The sequence below is a fragment of the Brasilonema angustatum genome, assembly GCF_059505445.1.
This window is the reverse complement of record NZ_JCACKO010000007.1, coordinates 37,869-62,681: the sequence shown is the minus strand read 5'-3', so window position 1 is coordinate 62,681 and position 24,813 is coordinate 37,869. Positions and strand designations below refer to the sequence as shown.

Genomic DNA, 24,813 nt, shown 5'->3' with positions numbered 1-24,813 from the left:
AGCGCATAGGACACGTTAGCGTAGCGTGCGCCCTTGGCGCATAGGAAGAAGAAAATAAGATAGGTAATCTTACACCGGTAAAGGAGTAGTACAGCTTCTTCCTCTTTTCTTTCTTTGCGCTCTTTGCGACGCCAGTCGCCTCAAGTCGGGGGATCCGCCCACGGCGCTGGCTCCTCTTTGCGGTTCGTTTTTGTCTTTATTGTTCACGACCTATTCGGAATTAGTGTAGTATTGCTGTTAACAACTAACCAATTAACTAATGACTCATCTCCTGTGGATAAGAAATTGTCGGAATTTGAGAAAGAGTTTCTAACCACGGTGGAATAGGAGTCGAGGTTTCCTCTTGTGCAGATGCTATGTGTCTGAGTAAAGGTTCATTTTTCGACTTTAAAAGTTCTTGCAGATTATCTACAATTTCTTTCAAAGCTCTCGAAAAAGAAGATTTCACCTGCTTAGTTAACTGACTCACATACTGCACAAGATGCAACCCTGCACTAGCAGTTATTTCATCTCGCAGTCGCAAAACGGCAATTTGGTGATTGAATGGTCTAGGGGGAACACGAAACTGTTTATCCGGACTCCAATCAAAGATTTGACCATTCTGATGCTTGTCGTCCTTGCGTGCTAAAGGGAATAAAATGTCAGCATTGATAGGAGTAGCACTACTAGCCAGTCCACTGTGTTGAATGATCAGATTTTGCCATTTCTTAGCAGGATCAACAGCACGCAAGAGATTTCTGAAAAAGCGGACTTGACTTTTCCCAAATTTTTGTTCAATTTGTTTTTCTTTTTCTGGTAGCAAAATTGAACTGAGTTTTTCGCGTTCTAGTTGTACATCAGTAGATAATTTATTGAATAAGTCCGTTACAGCTTCTGTCGTTTGCTCATGGGCAAAACCTTGCATCTCTTTAATAGTGTTGACAAATGCCGCATAAAAATCATCGCTTTTTGTCGGAATCGAATCATCAACTTCATCCTCTCCAAAAATGCTTTCACTTTTGCTTAGAGATATTGTTCCATTTTGGGTTCTATCAAAAAGCAAAGTCCATTCGCTCCAATCAAAGAAGATTTTATTCGTTAATTCATTTTTAACAACTTCGCTCACCGCTATAGTATGACGGTTTTTTAGAATAGGCTGCTTCTCTAAATCTTCTTGAAATCGTCTGTAGGTTGTGACAACATTTTCAATTGCTTCCCGCAGGGTGAAAAAAGTAGAACTTTCCTCAACTGGTATGTAAGCGGGGATTTCTTCAAGCAAATTGTTGAGATTATTCTGCTCTTTGCGCAAAGCCTCAGCAGCTCTTTGAGTGTCTTCTACAAGCTGCTTCATACCATGAAGGGCAACATGTTCTTTCAGTAATGAACGTAATCTTCCAATACCACCATCTTCAGCATAGTCACTCAATTGTTTGTGTAATATACTAGAAGAAGGTAGCATTTCACTTAATTTCTGCCATTTCTGCCGCAGTTCAGTTTCCTCTGGTTTGTTGGGTTTGTCCAGTTCACTTAAGAATTCTTTTGAGCAAACTTGTACAAGAGAAGAAAGTTCTGCGAGTTTCGTTAATCCATAAAGTTGCGACAACAAAACAATATTCTTTTTTTCTGTCGTCAAATTGTTTGCGCTGGCGATCGCCAATTTCAGAATACCGAGTTCATCAAGAACAGCTTCTTCTGAAAGCAGCATCTCATATAAAAGATCATCAATAATCCGTTCATCACTACTTGTAAGGGGTAGTTGATTAAAGCGCCCTACACCTACAATAATACGGTCTCTCAGGTCTTGTCCCTTATCCCGTTCTAGCATACTGCGGATTTTCGCTGCGGTTGCACCACCAGGATATCTACCGTTGAGCAGCAACAGAATAGTTTGTACATCTGTGAGTTCTCGTAAAGATAAAAAAGCATCCCGCACACCAGAGTCAGCAGATCCCAAGCCTGGAAAATCTAAAAGAATAAATTCATTAGTCCCTTGTAAAGAAGACAAATCCCAAATTTCTTTTGATATTTCAACTGTGACATCTACACGACGAATCAGCGAGAAGCTATTTTGCAAATCTTGAGCTGACGGCTGTGCTAAATTCTCCCAGCGTTTGGGAGTAGAGGGCAAATGGTCAAAGCTAAGTTCTAAAATATTTATCGGCGCTTGTGCAAGCCTTAGTCCTTTGTGAGCAGTCGTGTTGTCAATTTGGTAACTTTTACCACAGATATCTTCTTTATAAGCGCTGTAGGTACGGACAAAAGCAACCAGTTCCTTAAGCAGAGAGCGTAGTTCCAAACTTTGCAGCTTCCACGCTTGCTCGCACCATCTCAAAATACCATTAATGTCAACTTCTCGCGTGGGGTGTAAACTTTTTAAAGCATCAAGCTGTGCTGAAGGAAATTCTGTAGCTTTTGCTCGTTGCTGCGCTTCCTCTAACATAAAGCGCAGACACTCTTTTACTCCTTCATTAGAAAGATATTCAACTGTAAACTTGCCAAGTTTCGTTGTTTGAAAGTCGCTTTGTTGAACAAGGTGGATAGCAGTCACATTTCCTGTCGTGGGGGTTTCACTGACTGGTAAAGCATCTGCGTAGCCAATCAAACTGCCTAAAAGTAAAGTTTTTCCACTACTGAATTCCCCCATGATACCGATTTTGACTGGCGAGGATGCAAGTTGCACCGTTCTTTGAGCAGACTGCTGAAGGCGCTGGATACTTTCATGAAGACTGCTAGGAACCCAACTTTCTTGAGGAGGTGGGTTTTGTGAAACCAACTCAAGGTTCTGGATTACAGATTCCCCATACTCTTTATAGCGGCGCAATTTCTCTACTGCTATATCGCTGTTCATATAATTTCCTGATTCAGAACTCAAATAATTTTTCTGTACTTCGGGAACATTAGCTCTAGCTGAATATCCGTAAATACTAGATTTACAGCATCAACCACAGCTGTATCTTATTTTTTACATCAAAATTTCCAGTTTACCAATCTCAGCAATTTATTTCTTTATAATGACAGTACTAAAAAGTGATGATTATAATTTATCTTAAATGCGTAGAGTGGCGTTAACGAAGTGTCATGCACCAACGATTACAGCTAATTTGCAAAAATTAATTATGTAGTCAAACAAGATTCTTTGCTAAAATTTAAACAGAAGTAATATTTTTACACTTTCTCTTAAAAAAACAACAAGAAACGACTGAAAAAGTTTTGTCATATTGTACTATTTTTTAGACTGGCAATTCATATTGTGTATCATAAAGAACATAATATTGAGACATTGATTTGCTTTTTATCAGATTTTGAATACAACTATAGCAGTCGCCAAAGCCGTTAGGACAAGTCGGCTGTAGACGCCTTCAACAGCTTACATTGTGAATTGATTGTTGTCCTGAGCTTTCTGTCCGTTGCTATACTTGCTAGTATAACCACAGATATTTTATTCGCCAATTCTTCTAAAAAATTTACTTAAAAACATAGATAAATCCATTGAGGAGTTATAAAATTCTCTGATTGATCTTTCCTTTTCTATATCACGAACACTTTTTCAGAGCGGGAGAACCCTTGTACGAAAGTGTCCTCATCCCTCGCTCCTGTCAAGGATTAGTTTAGCTAATAAGACTACCTAGGAGTAGACAAGGTAGCGCTAACACACCCCACAAAAAAATCTCAGCTTGATCTTTGCTGCAACTGAGATTTTTTGTTGTGTGAAAAGTGTTCCGAAAAATATTTGTAAAAATTTGATTTTATCGTTGCAGGTACATCTGGTCTCAATACGGTTCGGTTAGCTTGTTTATCTCAACGGAGATCTCCCCAACCCACCCGCTTGTGCTTTGCTTGTTATTTGTACCCCCTGAACGGCCACCAGAAATTTTCCCTATTCCGTATAATGAATAGTTAAACGGACATGACCATTTATATCATGTCTGCTTGATTAGTTATTATAGATACAATGCTTCCCCTTCTTCCTCTTTCTCTTGCTCATAAATTGATGGCTCCATAATGTCGTCCAGTTCTTCTGACAAGTCATCAGCATGGAGTTCATCAGACTCATACGATTTGAATCGACCTGTGCTTTCAATCCACTTGTAAAGAGATTCACTTTCTTTTATAAGGAGAATCTGTGCTCGCTGGTTTCGGGGTTCTTCGTGGAGCGAAGGAAAATTGTAGTGCTTAACCATCTTTGTTTACCTCATGCACATATACGTGCGATAATCAATTTCTTGTGTACTACATTTAGATGCGTTTGCCCTGGGGTATAACCCTCTTCAACCGTCTCAACAACGCCTCACTCTGGCATCATTTTCAGTCCCTGGCATTCTTCAAAGCATATATGCGAGGAGGGCGAAAACCAGAGGATCAGTGCTAGCTAGATATCTTGGACTGAAGCTAAATACCTAGCTATTGTTACGCCTGGCTAACAGCAAATCCAATCAGCGCTATCACAGCAAGGAACAGGATAGCTCCTATTCCTAAGAATAAATAACGTTGCTGCTGTTTTGTTGAGGGATACTCTGCCAAGGATCGGGCTCAATTGCGTAGTTATTGATGATTCGGTGATCATCTACGGTGTAGCCAGTTGCAAGAGGCAGATCAAGCAATTGACTGCCATTATGACGGATATTCGTTTGTACCTCAGCGGGTATGAGTTCACTACCATCACTCTTGTGATGCGCTACTACTTTCTTTTCTAAGGTGATCGTAGGTGAGCCTATATTTTGTTTTTTTTCTTTCATCTTTAAATTATAACATTTTTTTAATAAAAATTGACTCCAGCAATTTTTATTTGATATTTTAAAGGGTTATATTTGTATGCAAAACTTTAAATCATCCGCGCAAGTCGTTCTAGGAGAAGCATTTCTAGACTTTTTGCTCCTAGTGGACAATGGTGCTATCCGGTGAACGCTGGACAAAACTAGACTTATTGCCATTCCCTGTCCTCAAGTTCCTTAGTCGGCAATAATAAGGTTGCTTCAATTTCCTGCCTAATCGCAGCCGTCACCTCACAATTGCTATTCAGGCAATCGAGCAGTAGCTGATTGGCATCGTAGTAGCGTTGCAGCGCTTGCTGTTGCTGTTGGCTAAACTGCCAGTGGTGATCAATATTACGATAATTAATGATCGTCGTCTTTAACTGTTCAACCCAGGCTGAAGAGTGTGCCTGCCACCAGACCTGAAATTTTTCTTGGTTTTTATTTGGATTCGGCAATTGCTCCCTAAGTTGTTGCAGGGATTTATGGAGTCCAGCATCCAGAACAATGCCTAGAATGTTGCCCAGAGCATCTCCACAGGCATGAGCATAGGCAAAATCTTGGCTTCGGTCGATCGCACACTCCAGCAGCAGGTTATCTAACACCACATCCAGAAACATCCCCTGGTCGAGGGTGCAGGCTAGGGCAAAGTGAGAAGCTATGTGAGGAGTCCGGGCAAAGGCAAGGTAAAATGCTCGACCCGTCGCAACCAAAGGTTGCGACGGGGTCGTATGAGCTTTTTGGCTTGCCCACGTCAAAAACTCTTGTAGGTAAGGGTCTTGGGCGACTAGTGCATCAATGTGTTGCTTCATCAACTGCACCAGCCCGTCTGCACTCCGGAGCATGGCAGCTGTCAACAAGAAGATTTCGCGCCAGTGAGGATCAGTGATGTGACTGACCAATCCTCCCAAAGCTTGCTCTAATGCTTCTAGATTATGGCTGGCAACTATTTTTCTTGCCGTGAAGTATTCCTGAAACGCTAGATAGGAGAAGGAGAAAATTCCCCGCGCCCGTTCTGTCAGTAGCCCATGTTGCGCCTCTATCGCCTTCAGCACCGCTTCACTTTCTAGTTGTAGTTCCTCAGGCTCCGTTGGAACATTGCTCAGATTCCCAATATACTCACCAATGTATTGCTCAATGACGCGTTGCTCAAAGAAGTACTGACCCCGCTCAAACGTTGCCGCCGCAATCTGACTCAATAACCTGAGCTTTTGTGGCAATAAAAACCCTCGGTAAACGTTATCCCGTTCAACGCCTTTAGCTTCATCCCATTTGCCCAAGAGAAGATCTAGCCCTTGCTTATAAAATTCAGTCCGCTTCGTTGGAAATTTTTCCTGACCATGAAACACCCAGCAGGCAAGATGCAGAAACAGAGGTGTGATGACGAGTTGGCGAAATTGCCAGTTTTCGGGTAAGTCCAGCTTCTGAATAAACTGAACGGACTGTGCCTGCCCAGCCTGAGTGTTCGTCTTGGTAAACACCACAAACCATTTTCGAGCGAAGGCGATAATTTGTTCTTGGGTAAACGGGGCAATCTCAACATCGGTAAAGCCTCGGAGCGTGAGCTTTTGAGCCGCCGTTCGACAGGTCGCCACAAACCGATTTTTGTGATACTTGTCCGAAAATCTGCGAATTTCTTTTAAGACAGCATTGCTCTGTTGATTAAGAACTTCATCTATCCCATCAAGCAACAGCAACACTCTGCCTGCACTAAGTAAGGTTTCAATCACTGACTCTTGTGAAATTCCAGACGTGAGAAACTCTTGGCGGATGTAGTTCATGAAGCTGAACTCGCCGCTGACTCTAGACTCTTCAGCAAAATTCTTCAGTGTGATGAAGATAGGAACCTGGTTTGCCGCAAATGCGCCTCGCTGACACTGAATGGCGAGATGTTGCAAAAAGGTAGTTTTGCCTACCCCCGGTTTGCCCAGCACCCTGAGCTTCGGGTACGTTTCGACTGCCCGCATACCCGGTATTTGTTTCTGCTCAACCTCACCTAAGCCAAAGCGGTCAAATTTTTCTGGACCAAGGTTTTGCAGATCAGAGATTTCTAACCACTGCTGGCTGGCGATTTCCTCCAAAATATTGACATCAATATATATGTCATCGATGCTAACGGGACGGCTGATATCTAACAACTGCAAGATACCACACTGGTCTTGAATTTTGTCTTGGCGTTGCGATCGCACCTGTTGCACCAAGGCATCAATACCCAGTACAGGAATCTGGGTGAATTCTCCGGGTTCAGCGAACTCTGCAGGGGGATTGGCAGCAATCTCCCGCCAATTCAGTTCCAACACAGAACAAATTTCCAGAAAAACATGACGCTCAACCGGACGCCCCGTGAAAAATCGCCAAATCGGTTGTCGAGTCTTTAAGTTGACTTCCCACGCCAAATTTTCCTGAGTCCACCCCTTGTAGGCAAACGCTCTTTTAGCCTGTTGAATCCCAGTGAGTGATGCTTGGAGCGATCGCCTAACCATAGGACAAATACCTTGCTCCTAAAATCAATAACCTAATTTTTTATGAAATCTTATTGATTCTATAGCCTTTTCTGTGGTAGTTAATCTCCTTGAAGTTAGAGTGATACGTTATACAAAGTTTCAGAACTTTACTCTAATTTTATCGAAATCAAACCAAGCGAAAAGTTATTCACACTGAAAATTCTAGGTGAACTTGTGGAATTAATCCCCTAAAGACCCTATGAATGTTGAGTTTTGGACTTCAACGTATTTTGGAACAACTCTGAATGACAAATGGTACCTTAGTACCATGACTTATTGTAAAGTTTTGTAAAAAAATCAAACAGAATTAACTTATTTTATACATCTCAAACCTTTGATAAAACCATTACTCAAGCACCCATCTGCCATGCTGTAGAAGTACAGATTAAGAACATCTCCATGAACACCGACATCTTCGCGGCGGTAGTCCCCCGATCTTCGGGTTCACCCACCGCTGCTGCCCTGTCAAAGGTTTGAGCTTCTTTGTTAGTTAACTAAGACTGATTGGACTTCAGGTTGCGATCGCCCTTTGGGCGGGCACTTCGTGCCATCGACCATTACCGTGGTACTCTAGGGCTGCCATTCCGTGTTCTGAAGCACGCAACTCCTTGTCAGAGATTTCTGGCTCCTTGACGTAGACGGAACTCAGCAAGATATTCAGAACACCGCTTTCTGTTGCCTGACGGACGGCGCGGTGTGTAATCAGTTCACCCACATTGAGAATCACGTTGTCCTCTGGGTTAAGGATGACACGGGTGACTGGACGACCGAGTGCTTGTTCAATTCGTTGCTTTTTGCTTGCTTGCGCCCTGCGTCCTTGTAGCTCTTGTGCCTTCTCTTGCAGGGTTTGCCAGAAGGTGTTGAGGTTTTGTTGGGCAACACGGGAGCGATCGCGCAGTTGAACTTTGGTTTCTAACCATGTGTTACTTGCGGTAGAATGGATTGCGGTTGCCAGAGTCAGACCCACAGCGTTCAGCAACTCTGCCTCTTTACCGTAAGTCTGGGCACGATCAAGGACGGGTTCGGTCACAATCTGACCAGATGCCGCAATAATCAAGCCATCATCAGCACGTACTGTTTGTAGGACTCTGCGCCCTCTTGCCTGCTTGCTCGCCGCGTGTGCTGCCACCTCATCAACCGAGCGACGTAGGTGATCAGCACTACTGTGAGTCGCGTTCTGAATTCGATTGCTAGTAGATTCCCTTGCTGCTTGAAGATGACGGCTGATATTTGCAGTCAGACTACCACCTGTTGCGCGATAGAGTTCATCGAGGATGCCCATACGCTCAGCAGCTTCCGCATCAGCTAGCGTCACTTCCTGTCCCTGGAGTAGCAGTACGCTACTGTCTGGAGTCAGCACATCCCGCTCGACGCGCTTGCCAATCACGTATACCTTTTGCTCTGTAGAATCAACCAGATTGTTCGTCAGCGAAGCAGCCGCATCTCGATTAAGGTATTGCAGCTTGCTGCTGGTGGCATCGGTTGCGGCTTGCAGTTGCTCACCTGCATTCTGGCTTGCTTGCTGTAGCCTACGGTTCACGTTCTCTACCGAGCTTTCTAGTTGCTCATTAACGGTTTGAGCGGTTGCTTGCAGTCTGCGGTTGGCAGTCTCCGCCGAGTCTTGCAATCTATCTCCAGTTGCTTGGACGGCTCCCCGGATGCCACCAACCTGTTCTTGCATCATCTGAGCAGTTTCGTGAGGCACAAAGGCGACATCGTCACCAATTTTCAGCGTTTCGGGAGCGGGAACGAAAGATCGCCCCGAGTAAGCATCGGCAAACACACCTCCGGAGACTTCGTATCCTTCTACCAGTCCGCTATGCTCGTCGAAAAACAAATCGACCAGTCCGCCGAGGTCGAGTCCCGTAGTAGTCAGAATTCTTGTTCCTATAAGCACATTGTTGTGGTGCAGAATCTCTTTGATCACCGGGATATGATCTGCCCTAACAACAGATTGCTTCGAGTGAACGACGATTGCATCTAACCCAATAGCTTGCACCTGTTCCAGGGGAACCACTTTTGCATCCCGAAACAGTCCCTTTTCTTCAACCAGAAAACCCAAAAGTTGATTGCGTTTTTGATCAAAAATCAAATCTCGAATTCGCTCAATTTTCTTACCCGTGTCATAGGTGACTACCGCTTTCCCTATAACATCACTACCTTTACGCATTTTATTGATTCCTCGCAGTTCTTATTGATTGATTTGTCCAGTGCCCTGTTCGTTGGTTGGCTGACCTTGAAGCTGAAAGTAGCGTCCCTCTCGACCAAAACCAGGAACGATGTCAATTACGCCAAGGTATTCGAGGAGTACCCCAACAATGGCGACAAGGATGATTAAACTGGTGATGTTTGCTCCAGTATTAGAACGTTGTCCTACAAGCCTAGGCATTTCTTTTATCTCTTATTTCTTGTTATTTTTTCTCACCAAACTTACTGGATAAACCAGGTAAGGTTAGCTAAGTCAATCATGGTATCTGCAAGTCTCTCTGCATATGCCATTACTTCTTTTATTTTTAGAAATTAAATATTTTCACCAAATCATATTTATCAAACTAATTTTAGTATTGATTGACATGCATAAAATTGTATCTATCTTTGTATGTATCTTTGAGAATCAATTTTGTTATTTTAAGTGAGCAAACCATAAGTACTCTATCAAGCTAAAATTGGGGTGATGGACTGGCAAATTATTATCATGATTTGAATTTTTTTAGTACAACCTATACAACTTATACGCTATTCAAACGTAAGCATTCAGAATCTAGAATTGCTGAATTCACCAATTCAAGAGATTTAAGAAGTCAAACTGGATGATTGTCAAAAAATATCACTACTATCTATTCCTTGTTTAATAACCATTCTGACTCCTTGGCGGAACGTCTGGTGGCTCCGCCAAGGAGTCCTGACGGATGATTCTTACATTCAAACACTTAGCCTGCGTAAGTAAACGCGAATAATAGCGAATACTATCTATGGGGTAGCAACCACTTATAGTTGCTACCCCATGAATGTCTGGATAGATTTCCAAGAGCGAGCTTTCCGTTCAATTTCTTTAGCAAAAGTGATACCATTGAAAAGGCTTTACTGGTCTTGTAGCCACTTTACTTATCACCATATTGGAGAGCAATAATGTCCAAGGAAAAAAAGGGCAATAAAGAAGCCAAAAAACCAAAAAAAGATCCCCAGAAAAAAAAGGAGAAAAAAGACCCAAATAGACATGACGGTTAGTGACCAAGGGTTTCTCAAATAGTTTGTCTCAGTATCATCATAAAATTCGTTGCTACATAAGCAAAAGCCGCCTGCGGTGGTTTGAAATGCTGGATTTTTCGTTAGTCCGCACAAGAAAAACTATCCTGCAGGAAGCACCCCTTCGGGCGTTTATGTTTTTATAGCCGCACCTGTGCTAAGGCGTGATGCAATATGTGTCCCGCAGCGATGCGTCTGCGTAGGAGAATCGCCCCTAAATTGGCAAACAGACAGATGCTTCCCATCCCCAATAAAATGTACGTGGGAGCCATGACCACTCCAATCATGAACCAAGTAAATACGTGAAATATCATCACTAGAGCAAAAATACTGGCAATTCCAGCTGTTTGCCAGACCTGAACAGCCGGACAGCGCAATAGTGTAAAAGCCATTGTCAGCGAGGTAGTAATCAGGTTGGCTGGAATTAAAAAGGCACAAATGCCAATGCAGTAAGTGCGTGAAAATTCAGCCAAGATGTTGAAGTCGAACATTAGTTCTCCTCGATTCAGTTGCCAAATCTTATACGGCTCTTTGCCCTATATTCTAAACATTAGTGGGACTTTGAAGAATTCGTAACCCCCAATAGGCTCAAACTTAGATATTAGGAATCATGTCTGATCGGAATAAACAACAACGCGATTGGCTATAATCTAAGCTGAATATAAGCTTCATAAAATTATCATACAAGCAAGACGACCACCTGGCTTTTTGATATGAATATCTATTGAAATATTTCAAATGATGGAAAAAATAACGATTTTTTATTGTTAATTTTAGTGATCAAACCAGAAGTACTCTATAAAGCATAATTTTGGGTGATACGCGAACAAATTATTATGTCTTTATCAATAAAATCAGGGGCTTTTAACCATATGACAGAGAACAGAGGACTTGCTTTGAAACAGAAATTATATTTCTCTGTTTCAGCATAGCTGCCACGCCAGGTGCAACAAGCGCGGCTCGCCGACGCCAGTCCTCTCAACGGGACGCGCTTGTGCTAACTCCTGCCCAGACGCTCTTGCAACAAGTCGCAAAGCTCGCCGGACGGAATCTTACGCCCGGCAACGCCAGACGCCTCAACGGGGGGAACCCCCGCACGGCGCTGGCTCGACTTTGCGGGAAACTCGCTTCCGAGCACTGGCTCACCGAACCCCCCTCCGGGGAAGACCTCCGATCTCGCTGCGCGCTCCGCCAGATGCCTAGGTCGGGAGAACGCCAGATGCTAACTCCTGCCCAGACGCTTCGCGTTCGCGTAGCGTGCCCGAAGGGCTTACAAGCCGGTAAACCCGGACGCCAGACGCCTACGGAGGGTCTCCCTCCGTAGGCGACTGCGCTCTTCGCAGCGGAACCGGAGGTTCTCCCCGATAGCCGTAAGGCGTGGCGTAAGCCATAGGGCACTGTCCTCCCCAACGCACTGGCTCCTCTGCCCTCTCTCTTTCTTAGGTAATGATATCAACTTATTTATCACAATTCATACAACTTATACGCTATTCAAACGCTTGCTGAAACATGATTTCTAACATCAGGATGTCATGCTAACTCTTGTGAACAAATTCTACACTTGCCTCCCCTTGCTAATCACTGCTTGCAGCCAAGGTGGTCTATCTCCAACACTCAGTCAATCCATGATCAGTAGGCATAGTTGTCCTCACTGTTCAGACGTTTTACTCCGTTACGTGCGTTTGGGAAAACTTAAAAGAGCGTTGTAGCTACTGCTATCAGGAAATGCCAGTTTAAAAAACCAGACCGGAAAAAAGGAATTCAGATTTTACATTTTTCTTAATTTTCATATTGTAGTTAAACAAATAACCCCAGAAATGAAACAGCACCCTGTCATGCTGTAGGAAAATCAATAAGAAATTAGTCACCACTAACCCGGTTAACTCCTCTCTAGGGTTACCAGATTTTTAGCACTATTGCACGTGAAATCACGATTGGGGTAGGTATGTATCCAAATAATAGATTTCCTACTAATCTTCAATCCCTCCAAGGGCTGCGAGTACTCGTTGTAGACAATAATGCCGATTTCTGCCATTTGATCACAGTGCTGCTGCAACCCTATGGTGTCCAGGTGCAAACGGCATCTTTAGCCCAGCAAGCTTTGAAAATATTTGTGCAATGGCAACCTGATGTCCTCGTGAGTGGCATTGCTTTGCCAAACGAGGATGGCTATGCCCTGATTCAACAAGTCAGAACCAAAGCGGGAGAGCGAGGGGAAGTGGTGCTAGCCATTGCTGTGACAGGCTATGTCAATGAAAAGATGCTTCAACGTGCTCTGTGTGCTGGGTTTGACCTGTGGTTGATCAAACCCTTGGATTTTGATGAGTTCCTTGTTGTGCTTGCCTGTTTAGCGATTTGCCAACAGTCCTCATATGCGATCGCTCAACGGATTTTAGGTCATGTCCCTAGACATGGTGAGCTAAGTCTCGAAAAGCAGTTAGAACTGGGATTTCCAAGTTAGCATCACCATTTTTGAAAAACTTTCAACAAATCAATGTCATTTCATTCTGGAGATTTTGAAAAATGTCATTTACTATCGAGTCTGCACGCTCCATTTTTCCTGACACTCAAGTTGCTAATGCGGTTCCAGCTACGGTTGAATCATTCAATCAACTCAGTGCTGAGGATCAGTTGGCTTTACTTTGGTTTGCCTATACCGAGATGGGAGTTACAATCACTTCCGCTGCTATGCAGGTAGTCAACATAGTCTTTGCAGAAAAAACCCTGACTCAAATCAAGCAGATGCCTGCTGGGGAGCAAACGCAAGTTATGTGCGATCTCGTTAACCATACTGACACTCCCATCTGCCGTACCTATTCGTCTTTCGGCACGAATGTCAAGTTGGGCTTCTGGTATCAGTTAAGCGAGTGGATGAAAGAAGGAATCGTTGCTCCCATTCCAGAAGGTTATAAACTTTCTACGCAGGGATCAGATGTCCTCCAAGCCATCCGTCAACTTGAAGGAGGTCAGCAACTCGCCGTATTACAGGATATTGTCATCAACATGGGGTATGCCCCAAGTGTTGGCACTCAAAAAGTCAAAGAACCTGTGGTTCCACCTAAAGATATCGCACCCCGAGCTAAAGTCAGCATTGAGGGCATCGACAACTTGACAGTCCTGAGCTACATGGAGAATATGAACGCTTTTGACTTCCAGGGGGCTGTGGCTTTATTTGCTGAAGACGGTGCCCTGCAACCCCCTTTCCAAAAACCGATTGTGGATCATGAGTCCATTCTTGTGTACATGCGTGAAGAATGCTACGGACTCAAGCTGATTCCTGAAAGGGGAGTGTCTGAGCCAGGGGAAAAAGAGTTCACCCAGATTAAAGTGACGGGTAAAGTGCAAACTCCCTGGTTTGGTGACAGTGTTGGCATAAATCTAGCATGGCGGTTCTTGCTCAATCCGCAAGGCAAGATTTTCTTTGTGGCAATTGACTTGCTGGCATCTCCCCAAGAACTACTGAACCTGGGCTTTGTTCAGTAGAAGAGCTTGAGAGGGATGAGTTATGAATTTTGTGTTTTAAGCCAGAGCGATCGCTCTGGCTTAAAACATGCTCTAAAGCATAAAAATGGTGGTTTCCTTGCGCTCTGGCAAAGCCTACACATTAAACCCACCATACAAGATCGGGCGTATAGCCTCCGGCATGGCTGAGTGCAAAGCACACGCTGCTTTGTATGTCTAGCGGCACGGTTTGCGCTTACGCCCTTGGCGCAGTCTCTCAAGAATGAGCATCGCTCTACGCCCAGAATCACGATCAAAATTATTGAAAATTGGAGAGTTTAATGCGTGCAAACATTATACCAGCACCAAGATTTCAAAAAAATCAAACAGTAGAATTTGTTGGTGGCATAGGAAAGATTAAAGATTACTACTCCGAATCCGATAGCTGGATTTATCTTGTAGAGATGCCGATGGATCCAGAACCAGACTTTGGCAGAATTGGTTACGAGACTATGATTCTGCTACCAGAACCAGACATAATTTCACTTGCTGTACGTTACAGATAGCAAATACGGCATTGCTAAATCCTTGTCTGAATCCAAATGTAGAGACGTAGCTACGTCTCTACAAGGGTTTTGAAAAAAATAAAATTATTTTCATACATTCAATCAGCAACGCCGCAAATATTTTATACAGGGCAGTTCATAAATTCACATATCATTATTGATTTTATTTTGCAATAAACATTGCAATTTTGTAATAAAAATGTTAAATTTAATTTATAGAACATCACAAATCCAAAAAGCAGAACTTATAAAAAGCGGTTTAGTGATTGAAGAATTCGGTAGGCTGAACAACTACGCTATCGAATCCAAAAAGTACGTGATGGATGAGCCTCGGTTTAGCTTTACTCAGTATCTGTGAAAAACGGGCACAGACGTTTCCCTCCTGGCTCAGGCTCATGCCTGACAAAGCGTAATTGGTCTGTTGACTGGCTTGTAGGAAATTGAACTTCACTATATACCCTAAACACTTTTGCAAAATATAAGGATAAAACCAATGAGAACTAATGTTGCCTTAACTAATCCCTCTGTGTTCAGTCCCACTGATGTTAACTTAACTAGTCCCTCTGTGTTCAGTCCCGTTGTCTTCAAACCCGGTTTCAATCACTTTGAGAACATCAACGCAACTCAAGCCTGGTCACTGCTTTTCACTGGAGGCAAAGAAGATAAGGCATTTGGACTTAGCCCCACAGTAGGTCGTTTTTACAACCTCAGCTTGATCGCGATCGCTATTGCAGGTATCCTCTGGACTTTCTTGTTTCGACCTTTCTAATCAAGGGTGGACACGAGAAGCAGAGCCATGAAGTGATAGTTTTCACCCTAATTGAGTTACAGGAGCCAACTATGGATCAGGGTATCGAACTAACTTTAGAGCAAGAATTTAGCATCCGTTGCTTTACTGATCAAGTGCAGCAAATGTCTCGCGAGCAAGCTCAAGAATGCTTGATCTTGCACTATAAGCAAATGATGATTCGGGAAACGATGTATCAGGAGATTCTGAAAAAAGAGTGGAAATTAGATGAAGATTTCACCTCTGTGTAAAATCGGCAAGCAATCCTGACTTTGCACAACTGAGTCATTCGTTACAGTCACAAAACTTGGAGTATTAACTATGTCAGCTAAAACAAACATCACCTCCTCAGTGAACGATAAGCGTAATGCTTGGGTTTGGGGATTCACACCTCAGTCTGAACTCTGGAACGGTCGTTTAGCGATGATTGGCTTCATATCCACCGTCCTGATTGAAATGTTTTCTGGTCAAGGCTTACTTCACTTTTGGAGTATTCTGTAGGTCAGCATTTGCTGCTCAACCAATGTACGCTGCTGAAGAAGCAACAGGTTAATCTGAACTTCGTTTTGAGCTTCACAGAAAAAGTCAAACCTTTGAGTTTGAGATGCTTGTCTTAACTTTTATACCGTACTTAATCAAATAACCCCATAAATAAAACAGTGGCTTGTCATGCTGTAGGGGAGGAAATACTAAATCATCACCCTATGCTTTGTTAATTTCTCTATGGGGTTATCGTTTTTTCGCACTCGTTACATGTGAAATTTCTCATCCAAACCTGAGATGTGCTGCTGTCTTCAACACCCACAAATAAAACATCTCAAATTATAAGGATTGGTGATACTCATGCCGATTCAAGAGCGTGCGACGGATCACCGCAGAGCGGATGGTGACAAGCTCTCGTCTGAGCAAAACCTTAGATCCGCAGGCATACCAAGAGGGACAACAACCAATGTTCCTAGCTAATGGTGCGCCCAATCCCCGCCGGATGCTGAGTGAGGAAACAGCACAGGCGATCAACCGCGAGGTGAAGGAAATTGTGGAAACGGCTCATCAGCAAGCTTTGGATACGCTCAAGCTCAACTGAGACTTACTGGAGGCGATAAGCCCAAGGCGATACGCTACGCGTATCGCCACTCAACTCTTAGAGACAGAAGTTATCGAGGGTGAGAAACTGCACAGTTTGCTAAGGCAGGTTCAAGCTGTAAATAATTTAACCGTTTTAGATAGACCTAATTTAATTTCAGGAGTTCGTTAATGAGTATTATCACGAAGATGATTGTGAATGCAGATGCCGAGGTTCGCTATCTCAGCCCTGGAGAACTGGACCAGATCAAGCTCTTTATTAGCAGTAGTGAGCGCCGTCTACGCCTTGTGCAAGCTTTAACTCTCTCGCGCGATCGCATTATTAAGGAAGCTGGAAATCAACTGTTCCAAAGGCGTCCAAGCCTTGTTTCTCCAGGTGGAAATGCCTACGGCAACAAGATGACTGCCACCTGCCTGCGGGATATGGATTACTACCTGCGCTTGATCACTTACAGTGTTGCGGCTGGAGATACTACGCCAATTCAAGAGATCGGGATCGTTGGTGTTCGCCAAATGTACAGATCCCTCGGCACCCCAATTGACGCCGTTGCCGAAAGTGTCCGTGCTATGAAGAACATCGCTACCTCGATGTTGTCTGGAGAAGATGCGGGCGTTGTTGGCACTTACTTCGACTACCTAATTAGTGCTATCGAGTAGGCAACAGGAATCACCGATTCGGGCGATCGCCGTGTGCGATCTCCGCCTCCGCCATTCTCTGAACAGGTGGTCGAGAAGACAAGGAACTAGTACAAGGACTCAGAAGTCAGGACTCAGAAGTCAGGACTCAGAAGTCAGGAGAAAAAGTACATATATAAACTAGGTTTTACCCTGTTTATAACTGTCTGGTTATTTCTGTCGCGCTGTACTAGGTTCTAGCCCTCAAATAGGTCTGTTCTTAACCAGTATTTTGTTAGTGCTTGCTACGTCAGGATTTACTGGAACGCTGATTTTCCAGACTTTCTTCTCTGCTTGAGCGCCTGATAGCTAATTTATAGCATCTTTTCTCCCGAACTACCAACTTGGTGGCTCGGGTTTTTAGTTCACCTTCACAAGCCCAAAACACATTTCATGTTTTATTCACAATTCTTTAAAATCTGATTGTTCTTACGTAATATTGCTGATCTATCATTAGAAGAACATATGTCTACCACAATTAGCTAGCCGAAGTATTGCTGTTTAATGGTAAGTAGTCAGCCGAAATATTGCTGTTTAACTGTAAAAACCGAAAGCTACTCCCGAACCGCCAGAAGAATACCTAATTTAACGATTAGCAACAAGACGAGGACAGTCGCGTGGGCGGGTTTCCCGACTTGAGCGAACTGTCCGTCGCCAAGGACGCCAAAACAATCAAAAAGAAGATAGGTAATCTTGCACGCCTGATGGGAGTAAGATTAAAAAAAACACTGGGTGCAACTTCCAAGAGAAAATAAGTAACTTTTCATTAAGGGAAATTGCCTAATGCAACCAGTACCTCCAAGCTATACAAATATTGCTCAAAGGTTAGCAGCATTAAGCCAGCAACGAGCTAGTGGAGAACTGATTTTTTCATCAGGGGCTAACCAGTGGCATCTGTATTTCTTCTTGGGACGTTTGCTATACGCTACGGAGGGAGTTCATCGTGTTCGGCGTTGGCATAGAGCACTAAAGCAAAATTGCCCTGAGTTGAAATTTGATGCTCTTGATTTGAAAGAGAATGAACTGTGGGAATATCACTTACTGAACAAGAGTATTAATAAAAACCAGATAAGTCTGACGAGTGCAAAAGGTATTATTGAAAAAATTGTTGAAGAGGTTCTATTTAGCTTGGTAGGTCATTCGGATTTGCAAAGCTTTTGGTTACCCAAAAAACTGTATCCTATTGCCCTGATAGAAGTAAATCAATCGTTATACACAGCCCTTGATCTGTGCAAGCAATGGCGAAACATGGGTTTAGGAACACTTTGCCCTGACATGGCACCGATTTTTAAACAACCTACTTCTGAGCAAAATTTACAAATTTCTAAAACTCTCTTCCGTCTCAGGCAGCTCATTGATGGTGAAAACACCATTTGGGATATCGCCTTACACACCAGACAAAGTGTGACGACTGCGGCAACCATTGTACAGGATTTGGCGCATCAGGGTGTTATAGAACTCTTAACTATCCCAGACTTAAGAGTTCCAGTCGGGTCAACGATATCAGCGCCCTCCAGGGAAAAACAAACCCAAGCTTCGGCTGTTTTAGTTGGGAACAAAACACACACTCCGCCGTCTCAAAGCTTACCCAACCCCTCAACAAAAACTGACTCCCACCAAACTCCAAAGTTAATGGGACTGAGTAAGGATAACACTCGCCCTCAGTCAATCTTTGACTCTGCAAAAATAGACTTGATTCAACCTAAAGAAATTACCTCCTTGCAAACTCCAGAGTTAATGGAACCGAGTAAGGAGAACACTCGCCCTCAGTCAACCTTTGACTCTGCAAAAACAGAATTGATTCAACCTAAAGAGATTGCCTCAATAGTCGCCTACATAGATGACAGCCAAAGCGATAATCTCATAATGGGCGAGATTCTAAAGCTAGCTGGCTATAGGTATGTCAATATTCAAGATCCAGTCACAGCACTGCCAATCTTGCTAGAGTACAAACCAAATCTCATTTTCTTAGACTTAATTATGCCGATCGCCAACGGGTATGAAATCTGTACTCAAATTCGTCGCATATCAGCTTTCAAAAACACACCTGTAGTTATTGTAACTAGCAGTGATGGTATAATTGACAGAGTCAGATCAAAGATAGTAGGCTCCTCTGGCTTTTTAGCAAAGCCAATTACCAAAGAAAAGGTATTAAAAGTCTTACAGAAGCATCTACCAACTCCTGTGCCTGTGCAATCAACTCATCTACAAACAGTTCAAGTTTAGTTTGTTGAGTTGATTTATGTCCAATAAAGTTCACGAGTCATTAGTCACTAGTCATTAATCACTGGTAATTAGTCATTAATCACTAGTCATCAGTCATTAGTGGACCAGCGCTATGCAGTCCTTGTTTTCCACGCGCCCCCGCGACTGGCGCTGATCGCAAAGCGCACGCTACGCATGAACATTTACGACGTTCCGCAGGCATACCCGATAGCCTTCTGACGTGGCCTTCCCACTAGGATCATTAGTTATTAATAGACAAGATTGCAAAAGTAAGATTTTACAAGGTTCTCTTAAAAGTTAAGAATTCCCTATTCCCAAGTATACAGGAATGTTTTTTTATGACCACAGTCCTTTTAGTTGAAGATAGCTTGACAGAAACTCAAGTGTTAACTTGTTATCTCAAGCAAGCAGGCTTAACAGTCGTCACTGCTATCAGCAGTGAAGAAGCACAGCTAAAATTGCAATTCCAGACGCCTGATTTGGTGATTATTGATGTCATTTTGCCGGGGCAAAGTGGGTTTGAATTATGCCGTGAACTGAAGACCAATGCCAATACACAAGGAATTCCAGTCGTGATGTGTTCAACCAAAGGAACTGAAGCTGATAAACTTTGGGGTACGATGTTGGGAGCTGATGCTTATATACCTAAACCAGTAAACCAGCAACACCTGGTTCAAACAATTCAGCAATTAACTTCACAACTTCAATCTTGGCGTAGACAAATCATTTAGTTATTCGCAATTTGGGATTCAAAATTAATCAAATAGCAATTTTTAACAACAATTTAGAACTAAAAAAATTATGCAGACAGAATCTAAATCTGTACTCGCAGTGACTAGTTTTGAGCCACTGGAACTAAATCCACTGCTCCCAGAAATTAACCTTTCTAAATTGCTTCGCTTTCCCCTTGGACTTCAGGATAGTGGACTATTACCTCTAGAACAAATTGCCGAAATATCGCGGGTTAATTTAGCATCCATTCTACCTATTCCTGAAATGCCAAGTTGTATTTTGGGAATTTATCACTGGCGAGGAGAAATGCTGTGGCTTTTAGACTTAAACCATCTTATTGGATATCCTCTGCTGACGAGAGGGATAACTCCTGTGGCAATAGTCGTTAAGGTCAACGAACAAGCTATAGGTCTAGTAGTACCACAAGTTGATGATATTGAATCATACGACTTGCAACAACTGCAAAAAGCAGCAGTAGGCTTATTTCCTCCTAAACTCCTACCTTTTGTTCTAGGAGCTTTGCCAAATGGCAATATTGTGTTAGATGTCACAGCAATTACTCAGTATCCCCTGTGGCAAATACACCGAACAACAGTTTCTTAACAATCAAGAGTCAAACGATAATCTTCAAGGATGTAAACATGGTTTTACAGGATTTTGAGCAAACCAAGCAGATATTTGATTCCCAGTCCCAAAATGGTGATGTAAAAACAGCAGAGTTCATCGGTTATTCCGAGTTACATCAAGCTTCTGAATTAGTGAATGCTATTAAAGCAGATCTTCTAGGAGATTCACTAAAACCTGAAGCTCAGCAAAAAGTTCTTCTGCTGGAAAAGTGCGTTCAACAGTTGCAAACAGAATATCAAACTCATCTAGCTGTGGCTTGTGAGGAACATACGAAGCAGACTCGGCAAAAATTATTCACCATTTTCGCTCAGATGCGCCAAGCAGAAAATGTTGACACCTTGTTGAGAACCACAGTCATTGAAATTCGTAAGCTTTTACAGGTAGATCGGGCGCTCATTTATCGTTTTCAGTCTGAAAGGCATGGCATCGTAGCAGCAGAATCGATGGTAGCAGGGTATACTCCAAGCATAGGGGAATCTCTGAGTGCGATCGCCTTTGGCAGTGAAAATCAACACAGCTACCAACAACAGCAAGTCGTTATCCAAGACGATGTTTACGAAAACGTCAAGAGTGCTTATCAACTCCAACTACTCAAACATTACCAAGTCCAAGGCAGTCTGAGTTTGCCCATTGTCATAGATGAACAAGTCTGGGGCTTGCTTGTAATGCAGCAATGTTCAGCTTCTCGTCAATGGCAAGAAGCTGAAGTTAGCCTGCTTTACCAAATTGTCACTGAACTAAGGCTAAATTTACAAACAGTAGAACTTCTTAGCCAACAAAAAGAGGAGGCTAAGCAAGAAAAGGTTTTAGCTCAAATCTTGGAACAAATACCACTATCTTCTGATACAAGCGTTACCCTTGGGAACATCACTCAAGAACTACGACAGTTTCTCAAGGCTGACCGAGTCGTTGTTTATCGCTTATACCCTGATTGGAGTGGCGCATTTATTGCTGAATCTGTCGGCTCGGGCTGGGCTGCTTTGATGCAAGAGCAAGAGAAAGACGTCAGTTTTAAATCAAAAGATACATTGGATTATGACCGCTGCACGGTGAAGATGTTTGGCAATGTTGGTAGGTTTGACAGTGACACCTACCTGAAGGATACACAAGGAAGAGATTTTGTCAAGGGTAAGACAATTAATCGTGTGGACGACATCTATGCTGCTGGTTTTTCTGACTGCTACATCAAAACTCTAGAGAAATACCAGAGTAAAGCCTACATCATTGCCCCAATTTTTGAAGGGGAACAACTTTGGGGTTTACTAGGTGTCTATCAGAACTCTGGACCTCGACGCTGGCAAGATTCTGAGGTTGCTTTGTTGTCACTAGTCAGTAGTCGTCTCAGCATTATTCTCAAGCAGATTAAGGCAGCAGCTCAACTAAAAGTGAAATCAGAGCAACTGGCGGCTGAGCGAGAGCGAATCGTGGCGAATGCGATCGATAGAATTCGTCAATATTCTGACATTAACACCATTTTCAAGACGACAACTTATGAAGTCCGAAATCTCTTAAAAGCAGAGCGTGTCGTTATTTATCGCTTCAATTTAGATTGGAGCGGTGAGTTTGTTGCTGAGTCGGTATCCAGTGAATGGAAATCTGTAATGCAGGAGCAATTTGACAACCCCACCCTGCCACAAAACGTTAGCGAGTGCAGTGCCAAAATTCTTGGTGGAGGAAAAGCCAGTATTACAGACACCTATCTCCAACAAACTCAAGGGGGACGATTTTCCACGAGAACAAACTTTCGGGTTGTTAGCGATATTTACCAAGCAGGATTTTTACCTTGTTACATTGACACTTTGGAGCGGTTGCAAACAAGAGCTTACGTCATTACTCCGATTGTTAAAGGAGACAGGCTTTGGGGTTTATTAGCGGCATATCAAAACTCTGGTCCGCGTGATTGGCAAGAGCATGAAATTAAGGCGATGACCCAACTTAGCAATCAACTAGGGATAGCCATACAGCAGGCAGAGTACCTCAAACAACTACAGGAACAAGCCACTCACATAGCCAGAACCGCAGAGCGAGAACGAGGCGCAGCCAAGGTTATTGAAAAGATACGTCAAACATCGGATATAGACACCATTTTTAAAACAGCAACACAGGAAATTAGGAAACTTCTGGGTGTAGAGCGATTGGCTATCTATAAATTTCGCCCAGATTATTTTGGTGATTTTGTTGTTGAGTCTGAGTCCGGCGGATGGCCTAAATTGGTCGGTAGCGGTTGGGAAGATAGCTATGTGCAAGAACATCAGGGTGGTAGATTACGTGACAATGAACCTTATTTTGCGGATGATATCTACAACGCCAATCTATCCGATTGCCATATAGAAACCTTAGAGGGATTTGGGGTTAAATCGTTCTTAGTGGTTGCTATCTTCCAAGGACAAAAACTTTGGGGCTTGTTGTCAGCGTTTCAACACAGTGGACCAAGGCACTGGGAAGAAGCTGAAATTAAGGTACTGATGCAGATTGCCTCGCAAGTGGGAGTCGCTTTACAACAGGCAGAGTATATTAAAGAACTGCGTGTGCAATCACAGAAGTTAGCCAAGTCAGTTGAACAGGAAACACTTTACAGCAAACTGGTGTATAGACTCGGCTTAGCTCTGATTCAAGAGAATTTTTCACTTGACAACCTGCTCAAGATGGCTGTCTCGGAATTACGGAGACTGCTTAAAGCTGACCGAATCGCTATCTTCCGCTTTGATCCTGACTGGAATGGTGAATTTGTCGTTGAGGATGTTGGCAGCGATTGGGTTAAAGTTGTGGGAACTGACCTAGCTCGAGCTGACGATACTTGTCTTCAAGAAACAAAAGGTGGTCGGTTTCGCCGTAGAGAAACTCTCAGCATTGATAATCTCAGAGCTTCTGGATGCGATGAATGCTACATTGAACTCATAGAAAGGTGGGGAACAAAGGCTTCTATAGTTGCTCCTGTCTTCAAGGGCGACCAACTTTGGGGATTATTGGGAGCTTATCAGAATGATGCACCACGTCATTGGGAGCAAATAGATCTCAACTTGGTAGCTCAGGTAGGGGTGCAAGTTGGTCTTGCTTTACAACAAGCAGAATACTTGGAGCAACTAAAAACTCAAGCACAGCAATTGGCTCAAGCAAGCGAAAGGGAAAGAGCAGCTAAAGAGCAACTTCAACGAGAAGTTATGCAGTTGCTGTCAGCAGTGCAACCAGCATTACAAGGAAACCTCACTATTCGCCTACCTGTGACCGAAGGTGAAGTAGGTACGATCGCCGACGTTTATAATGTCACCCTGCAAAGCCTGCGAAAAATCGTCATGCAGGTGCAAACAGCATCGAGACAACTCGCCCAAACCTCCCAAGCAAACGAATCTTCTATCGTTGGTTTAGCCACCCAAGCGCAGCAGCAGTTTCAATTCTTAACTCATGCTTTGGAGCAAATCCAAACGATGGTCAATTCCACAAAAGCCGTAACAACGAACGCCCAACAGGTGGAAGAAGCAGTGCAGGTGGCAAACCAGACCATCCAGCAAGGGGATGCAGCTATGAACCGCACTGTGGATGGAATTCTTGACATTCGGGAAACAGTGGCAGAAACCAGTAAGCGCCTCAAGCGCTTCTCGGAATCTTCTCAAAAGGTTTCCAAAGTCGTGAATTTGATTAGTAACTTTACAACTCAGACTCAACTGCTTGCCTTAAATGCAGCAATTGAAGCAACCAGAGCCGGACAGTATGGACGTGGTTTTGCAGTTGTCGCCGATGAAGTGCGTTCTTTAGCGCGTCAGTCTGCTGAAGCAGCAACTGAAATAGAGCAGCTGGTTCAAGAAATCCAAAAGGGCACAGCAGAAGTTTCTGTAGCTATGGAAAATGCGATTCAGCAAGTTGCAACAGGAACAACGCAGGTACACGAAGCTCGCCAAAATCTAAACGCCATTGTTGCAGCCACGACTCAAATCAGCCAACTTGTGGAAGGTATTACGCAAACAACACAAGTACAAAGTCAAAGCATCCAATCAGTCACACAAACCATGACAGAAGTGGCAGATATTGCCAACAATACAAAGGAGGATTCGATGGAAATTTCCACATCCTTTAAGGAAATCCTAGCAATGGCTCAAAATCTCCAAACTAGTGCTGACCAGTTCAAGGTCAATTGATGAATAAATATTAGTCATTTGTTGCTTTTTCAAAAGAATACAGTGGTCAGAACTCAAAATCAA

Annotated in this window: 21 protein-coding genes; 13 read left to right on the top strand and 8 right to left on the bottom strand. The window is 43.3% G+C overall.

Going from position 1 to position 24,813, the window contains the following annotated elements; translation table 11 throughout:
* Positions 1–256: 256 nt before the first annotated feature.
* The 8 genes from AC5JM2_RS01830 to AC5JM2_RS01795 form a co-directional block, all read right to left on the bottom strand.
* Entirely contained in the window at positions 257–2,827 is a 2,571-nt protein-coding gene (locus AC5JM2_RS01830) for a dynamin family protein (protein ID WP_495833205.1), read from the bottom strand.
* 1,093 nt (positions 2,828–3,920) lie between these two features.
* A complete protein-coding gene (locus AC5JM2_RS01825) occupies positions 3,921–4,160 on the bottom strand; it encodes a DUF3134 family protein (protein WP_495833204.1) in 240 nt (79 codons plus the stop codon).
* Between the two features lie 226 nt (positions 4,161–4,386).
* Entirely contained in the window at positions 4,387–4,500 is a 114-nt protein-coding gene (locus AC5JM2_RS01820) for a hypothetical protein (protein ID WP_495833203.1), read from the bottom strand.
* Positions 4,452–4,715, bottom strand: a complete 264-nt coding sequence (locus AC5JM2_RS01815; RefSeq protein WP_495833221.1) for a hypothetical protein — start codon at positions 4,713–4,715, stop codon at positions 4,452–4,454. Before AC5JM2_RS01815 ends, AC5JM2_RS01820 begins: the two co-directional genes overlap by 49 nt.
* 185 nt (positions 4,716–4,900) lie before the next feature.
* Positions 4,901–7,213 (bottom strand): NACHT domain-containing protein, encoded by a 2,313-nt coding sequence (locus tag AC5JM2_RS01810; RefSeq protein ID WP_495833202.1) that lies wholly within the window; start codon positions 7,211–7,213, stop codon positions 4,901–4,903.
* Between the two features lie 532 nt (positions 7,214–7,745).
* Complete coding sequence (locus tag AC5JM2_RS01805; RefSeq protein ID WP_495833201.1) at positions 7,746–9,404, bottom strand: PRC-barrel domain-containing protein; 1,659 nt, start codon at positions 9,402–9,404, stop codon at positions 7,746–7,748.
* A 21-nt stretch (positions 9,405–9,425) separates the two neighbouring features.
* Positions 9,426–9,623: a hypothetical protein gene (locus AC5JM2_RS01800; protein WP_495833200.1), complete on the bottom strand. Its 198-nt coding sequence runs from the start codon at positions 9,621–9,623 to the stop codon at positions 9,426–9,428.
* A gap of 997 nt (positions 9,624–10,620) precedes the next feature.
* Entirely contained in the window at positions 10,621–10,971 is a 351-nt protein-coding gene (locus AC5JM2_RS01795) for a hypothetical protein (RefSeq protein WP_495833199.1), read from the bottom strand.
* 1,454 nt (positions 10,972–12,425) lie between these two features.
* Here AC5JM2_RS01795 and AC5JM2_RS01790 point away from each other — a divergent pair.
* From AC5JM2_RS01790 to AC5JM2_RS01730, 13 genes are all read left to right on the top strand, one after another.
* Positions 12,426–12,941: a response regulator gene (locus AC5JM2_RS01790; RefSeq protein WP_495833198.1), complete on the top strand. Its 516-nt coding sequence runs from the start codon at positions 12,426–12,428 to the stop codon at positions 12,939–12,941.
* Positions 12,942–13,003: 62 nt separating this feature from the next.
* Positions 13,004–13,963 (top strand): orange carotenoid protein N-terminal domain-containing protein, encoded by a 960-nt coding sequence (locus tag AC5JM2_RS01785; RefSeq protein WP_495833197.1) that lies wholly within the window; start codon positions 13,004–13,006, stop codon positions 13,961–13,963.
* 299 nt (positions 13,964–14,262) lie between these two features.
* A complete protein-coding gene (locus AC5JM2_RS01780; RefSeq protein ID WP_495833196.1) occupies positions 14,263–14,487 on the top strand; it encodes a hypothetical protein in 225 nt (74 codons plus the stop codon).
* Positions 14,488–14,686: 199 nt separating this feature from the next.
* Positions 14,687–14,845, top strand: coding sequence for a hypothetical protein (locus tag AC5JM2_RS01775; protein ID WP_495833195.1), 159 nt, complete (start codon positions 14,687–14,689; stop codon positions 14,843–14,845).
* A gap of 135 nt (positions 14,846–14,980) precedes the next feature.
* A complete protein-coding gene (locus tag AC5JM2_RS01770; RefSeq protein WP_495833194.1) occupies positions 14,981–15,256 on the top strand; it encodes a hypothetical protein in 276 nt (91 codons plus the stop codon).
* Positions 15,257–15,327: 71 nt separating this feature from the next.
* A complete protein-coding gene (locus AC5JM2_RS01765; protein ID WP_495833193.1) occupies positions 15,328–15,525 on the top strand; it encodes an NblA/ycf18 family protein in 198 nt (65 codons plus the stop codon).
* A gap of 70 nt (positions 15,526–15,595) precedes the next feature.
* Positions 15,596–15,775, top strand: coding sequence for a high light inducible protein (locus AC5JM2_RS01760; protein WP_495833192.1), 180 nt, complete (start codon positions 15,596–15,598; stop codon positions 15,773–15,775).
* Positions 15,776–16,157: 382 nt separating this feature from the next.
* The gene (locus AC5JM2_RS01755; protein ID WP_495833191.1) at positions 16,158–16,358 is read left to right on the top strand and encodes a hypothetical protein; all 201 of its coding nucleotides are present in this window, start codon (positions 16,158–16,160) and stop codon (positions 16,356–16,358) included.
* A gap of 170 nt (positions 16,359–16,528) precedes the next feature.
* Positions 16,529–17,014 (top strand): allophycocyanin subunit alpha, encoded by a 486-nt coding sequence (apcA, locus tag AC5JM2_RS01750; RefSeq protein WP_495833190.1) that lies wholly within the window; start codon positions 16,529–16,531, stop codon positions 17,012–17,014.
* Between the two features lie 801 nt (positions 17,015–17,815).
* Positions 17,816–19,258 carry a response regulator gene (locus AC5JM2_RS01745; RefSeq protein ID WP_495833189.1) on the top strand — a complete coding sequence of 481 codons (1,443 nt, stop codon included), beginning with the start codon at positions 17,816–17,818 and terminating at the stop codon, positions 19,256–19,258.
* A gap of 338 nt (positions 19,259–19,596) precedes the next feature.
* Entirely contained in the window at positions 19,597–19,989 is a 393-nt protein-coding gene (locus tag AC5JM2_RS01740; RefSeq protein WP_495833188.1) for a response regulator transcription factor, read from the top strand.
* A 70-nt stretch (positions 19,990–20,059) separates the two neighbouring features.
* On the top strand, positions 20,060–20,593 hold the full coding sequence (locus AC5JM2_RS01735; RefSeq protein ID WP_495833187.1) for a chemotaxis protein CheW: 534 nt from the start codon (positions 20,060–20,062) through the stop codon (positions 20,591–20,593).
* Between the two features lie 38 nt (positions 20,594–20,631).
* A complete protein-coding gene (locus AC5JM2_RS01730) occupies positions 20,632–24,750 on the top strand; it encodes a GAF domain-containing protein (RefSeq protein WP_495833186.1) in 4,119 nt (1,372 codons plus the stop codon).
* Positions 24,751–24,813: the final 63 nt, after the last annotated feature.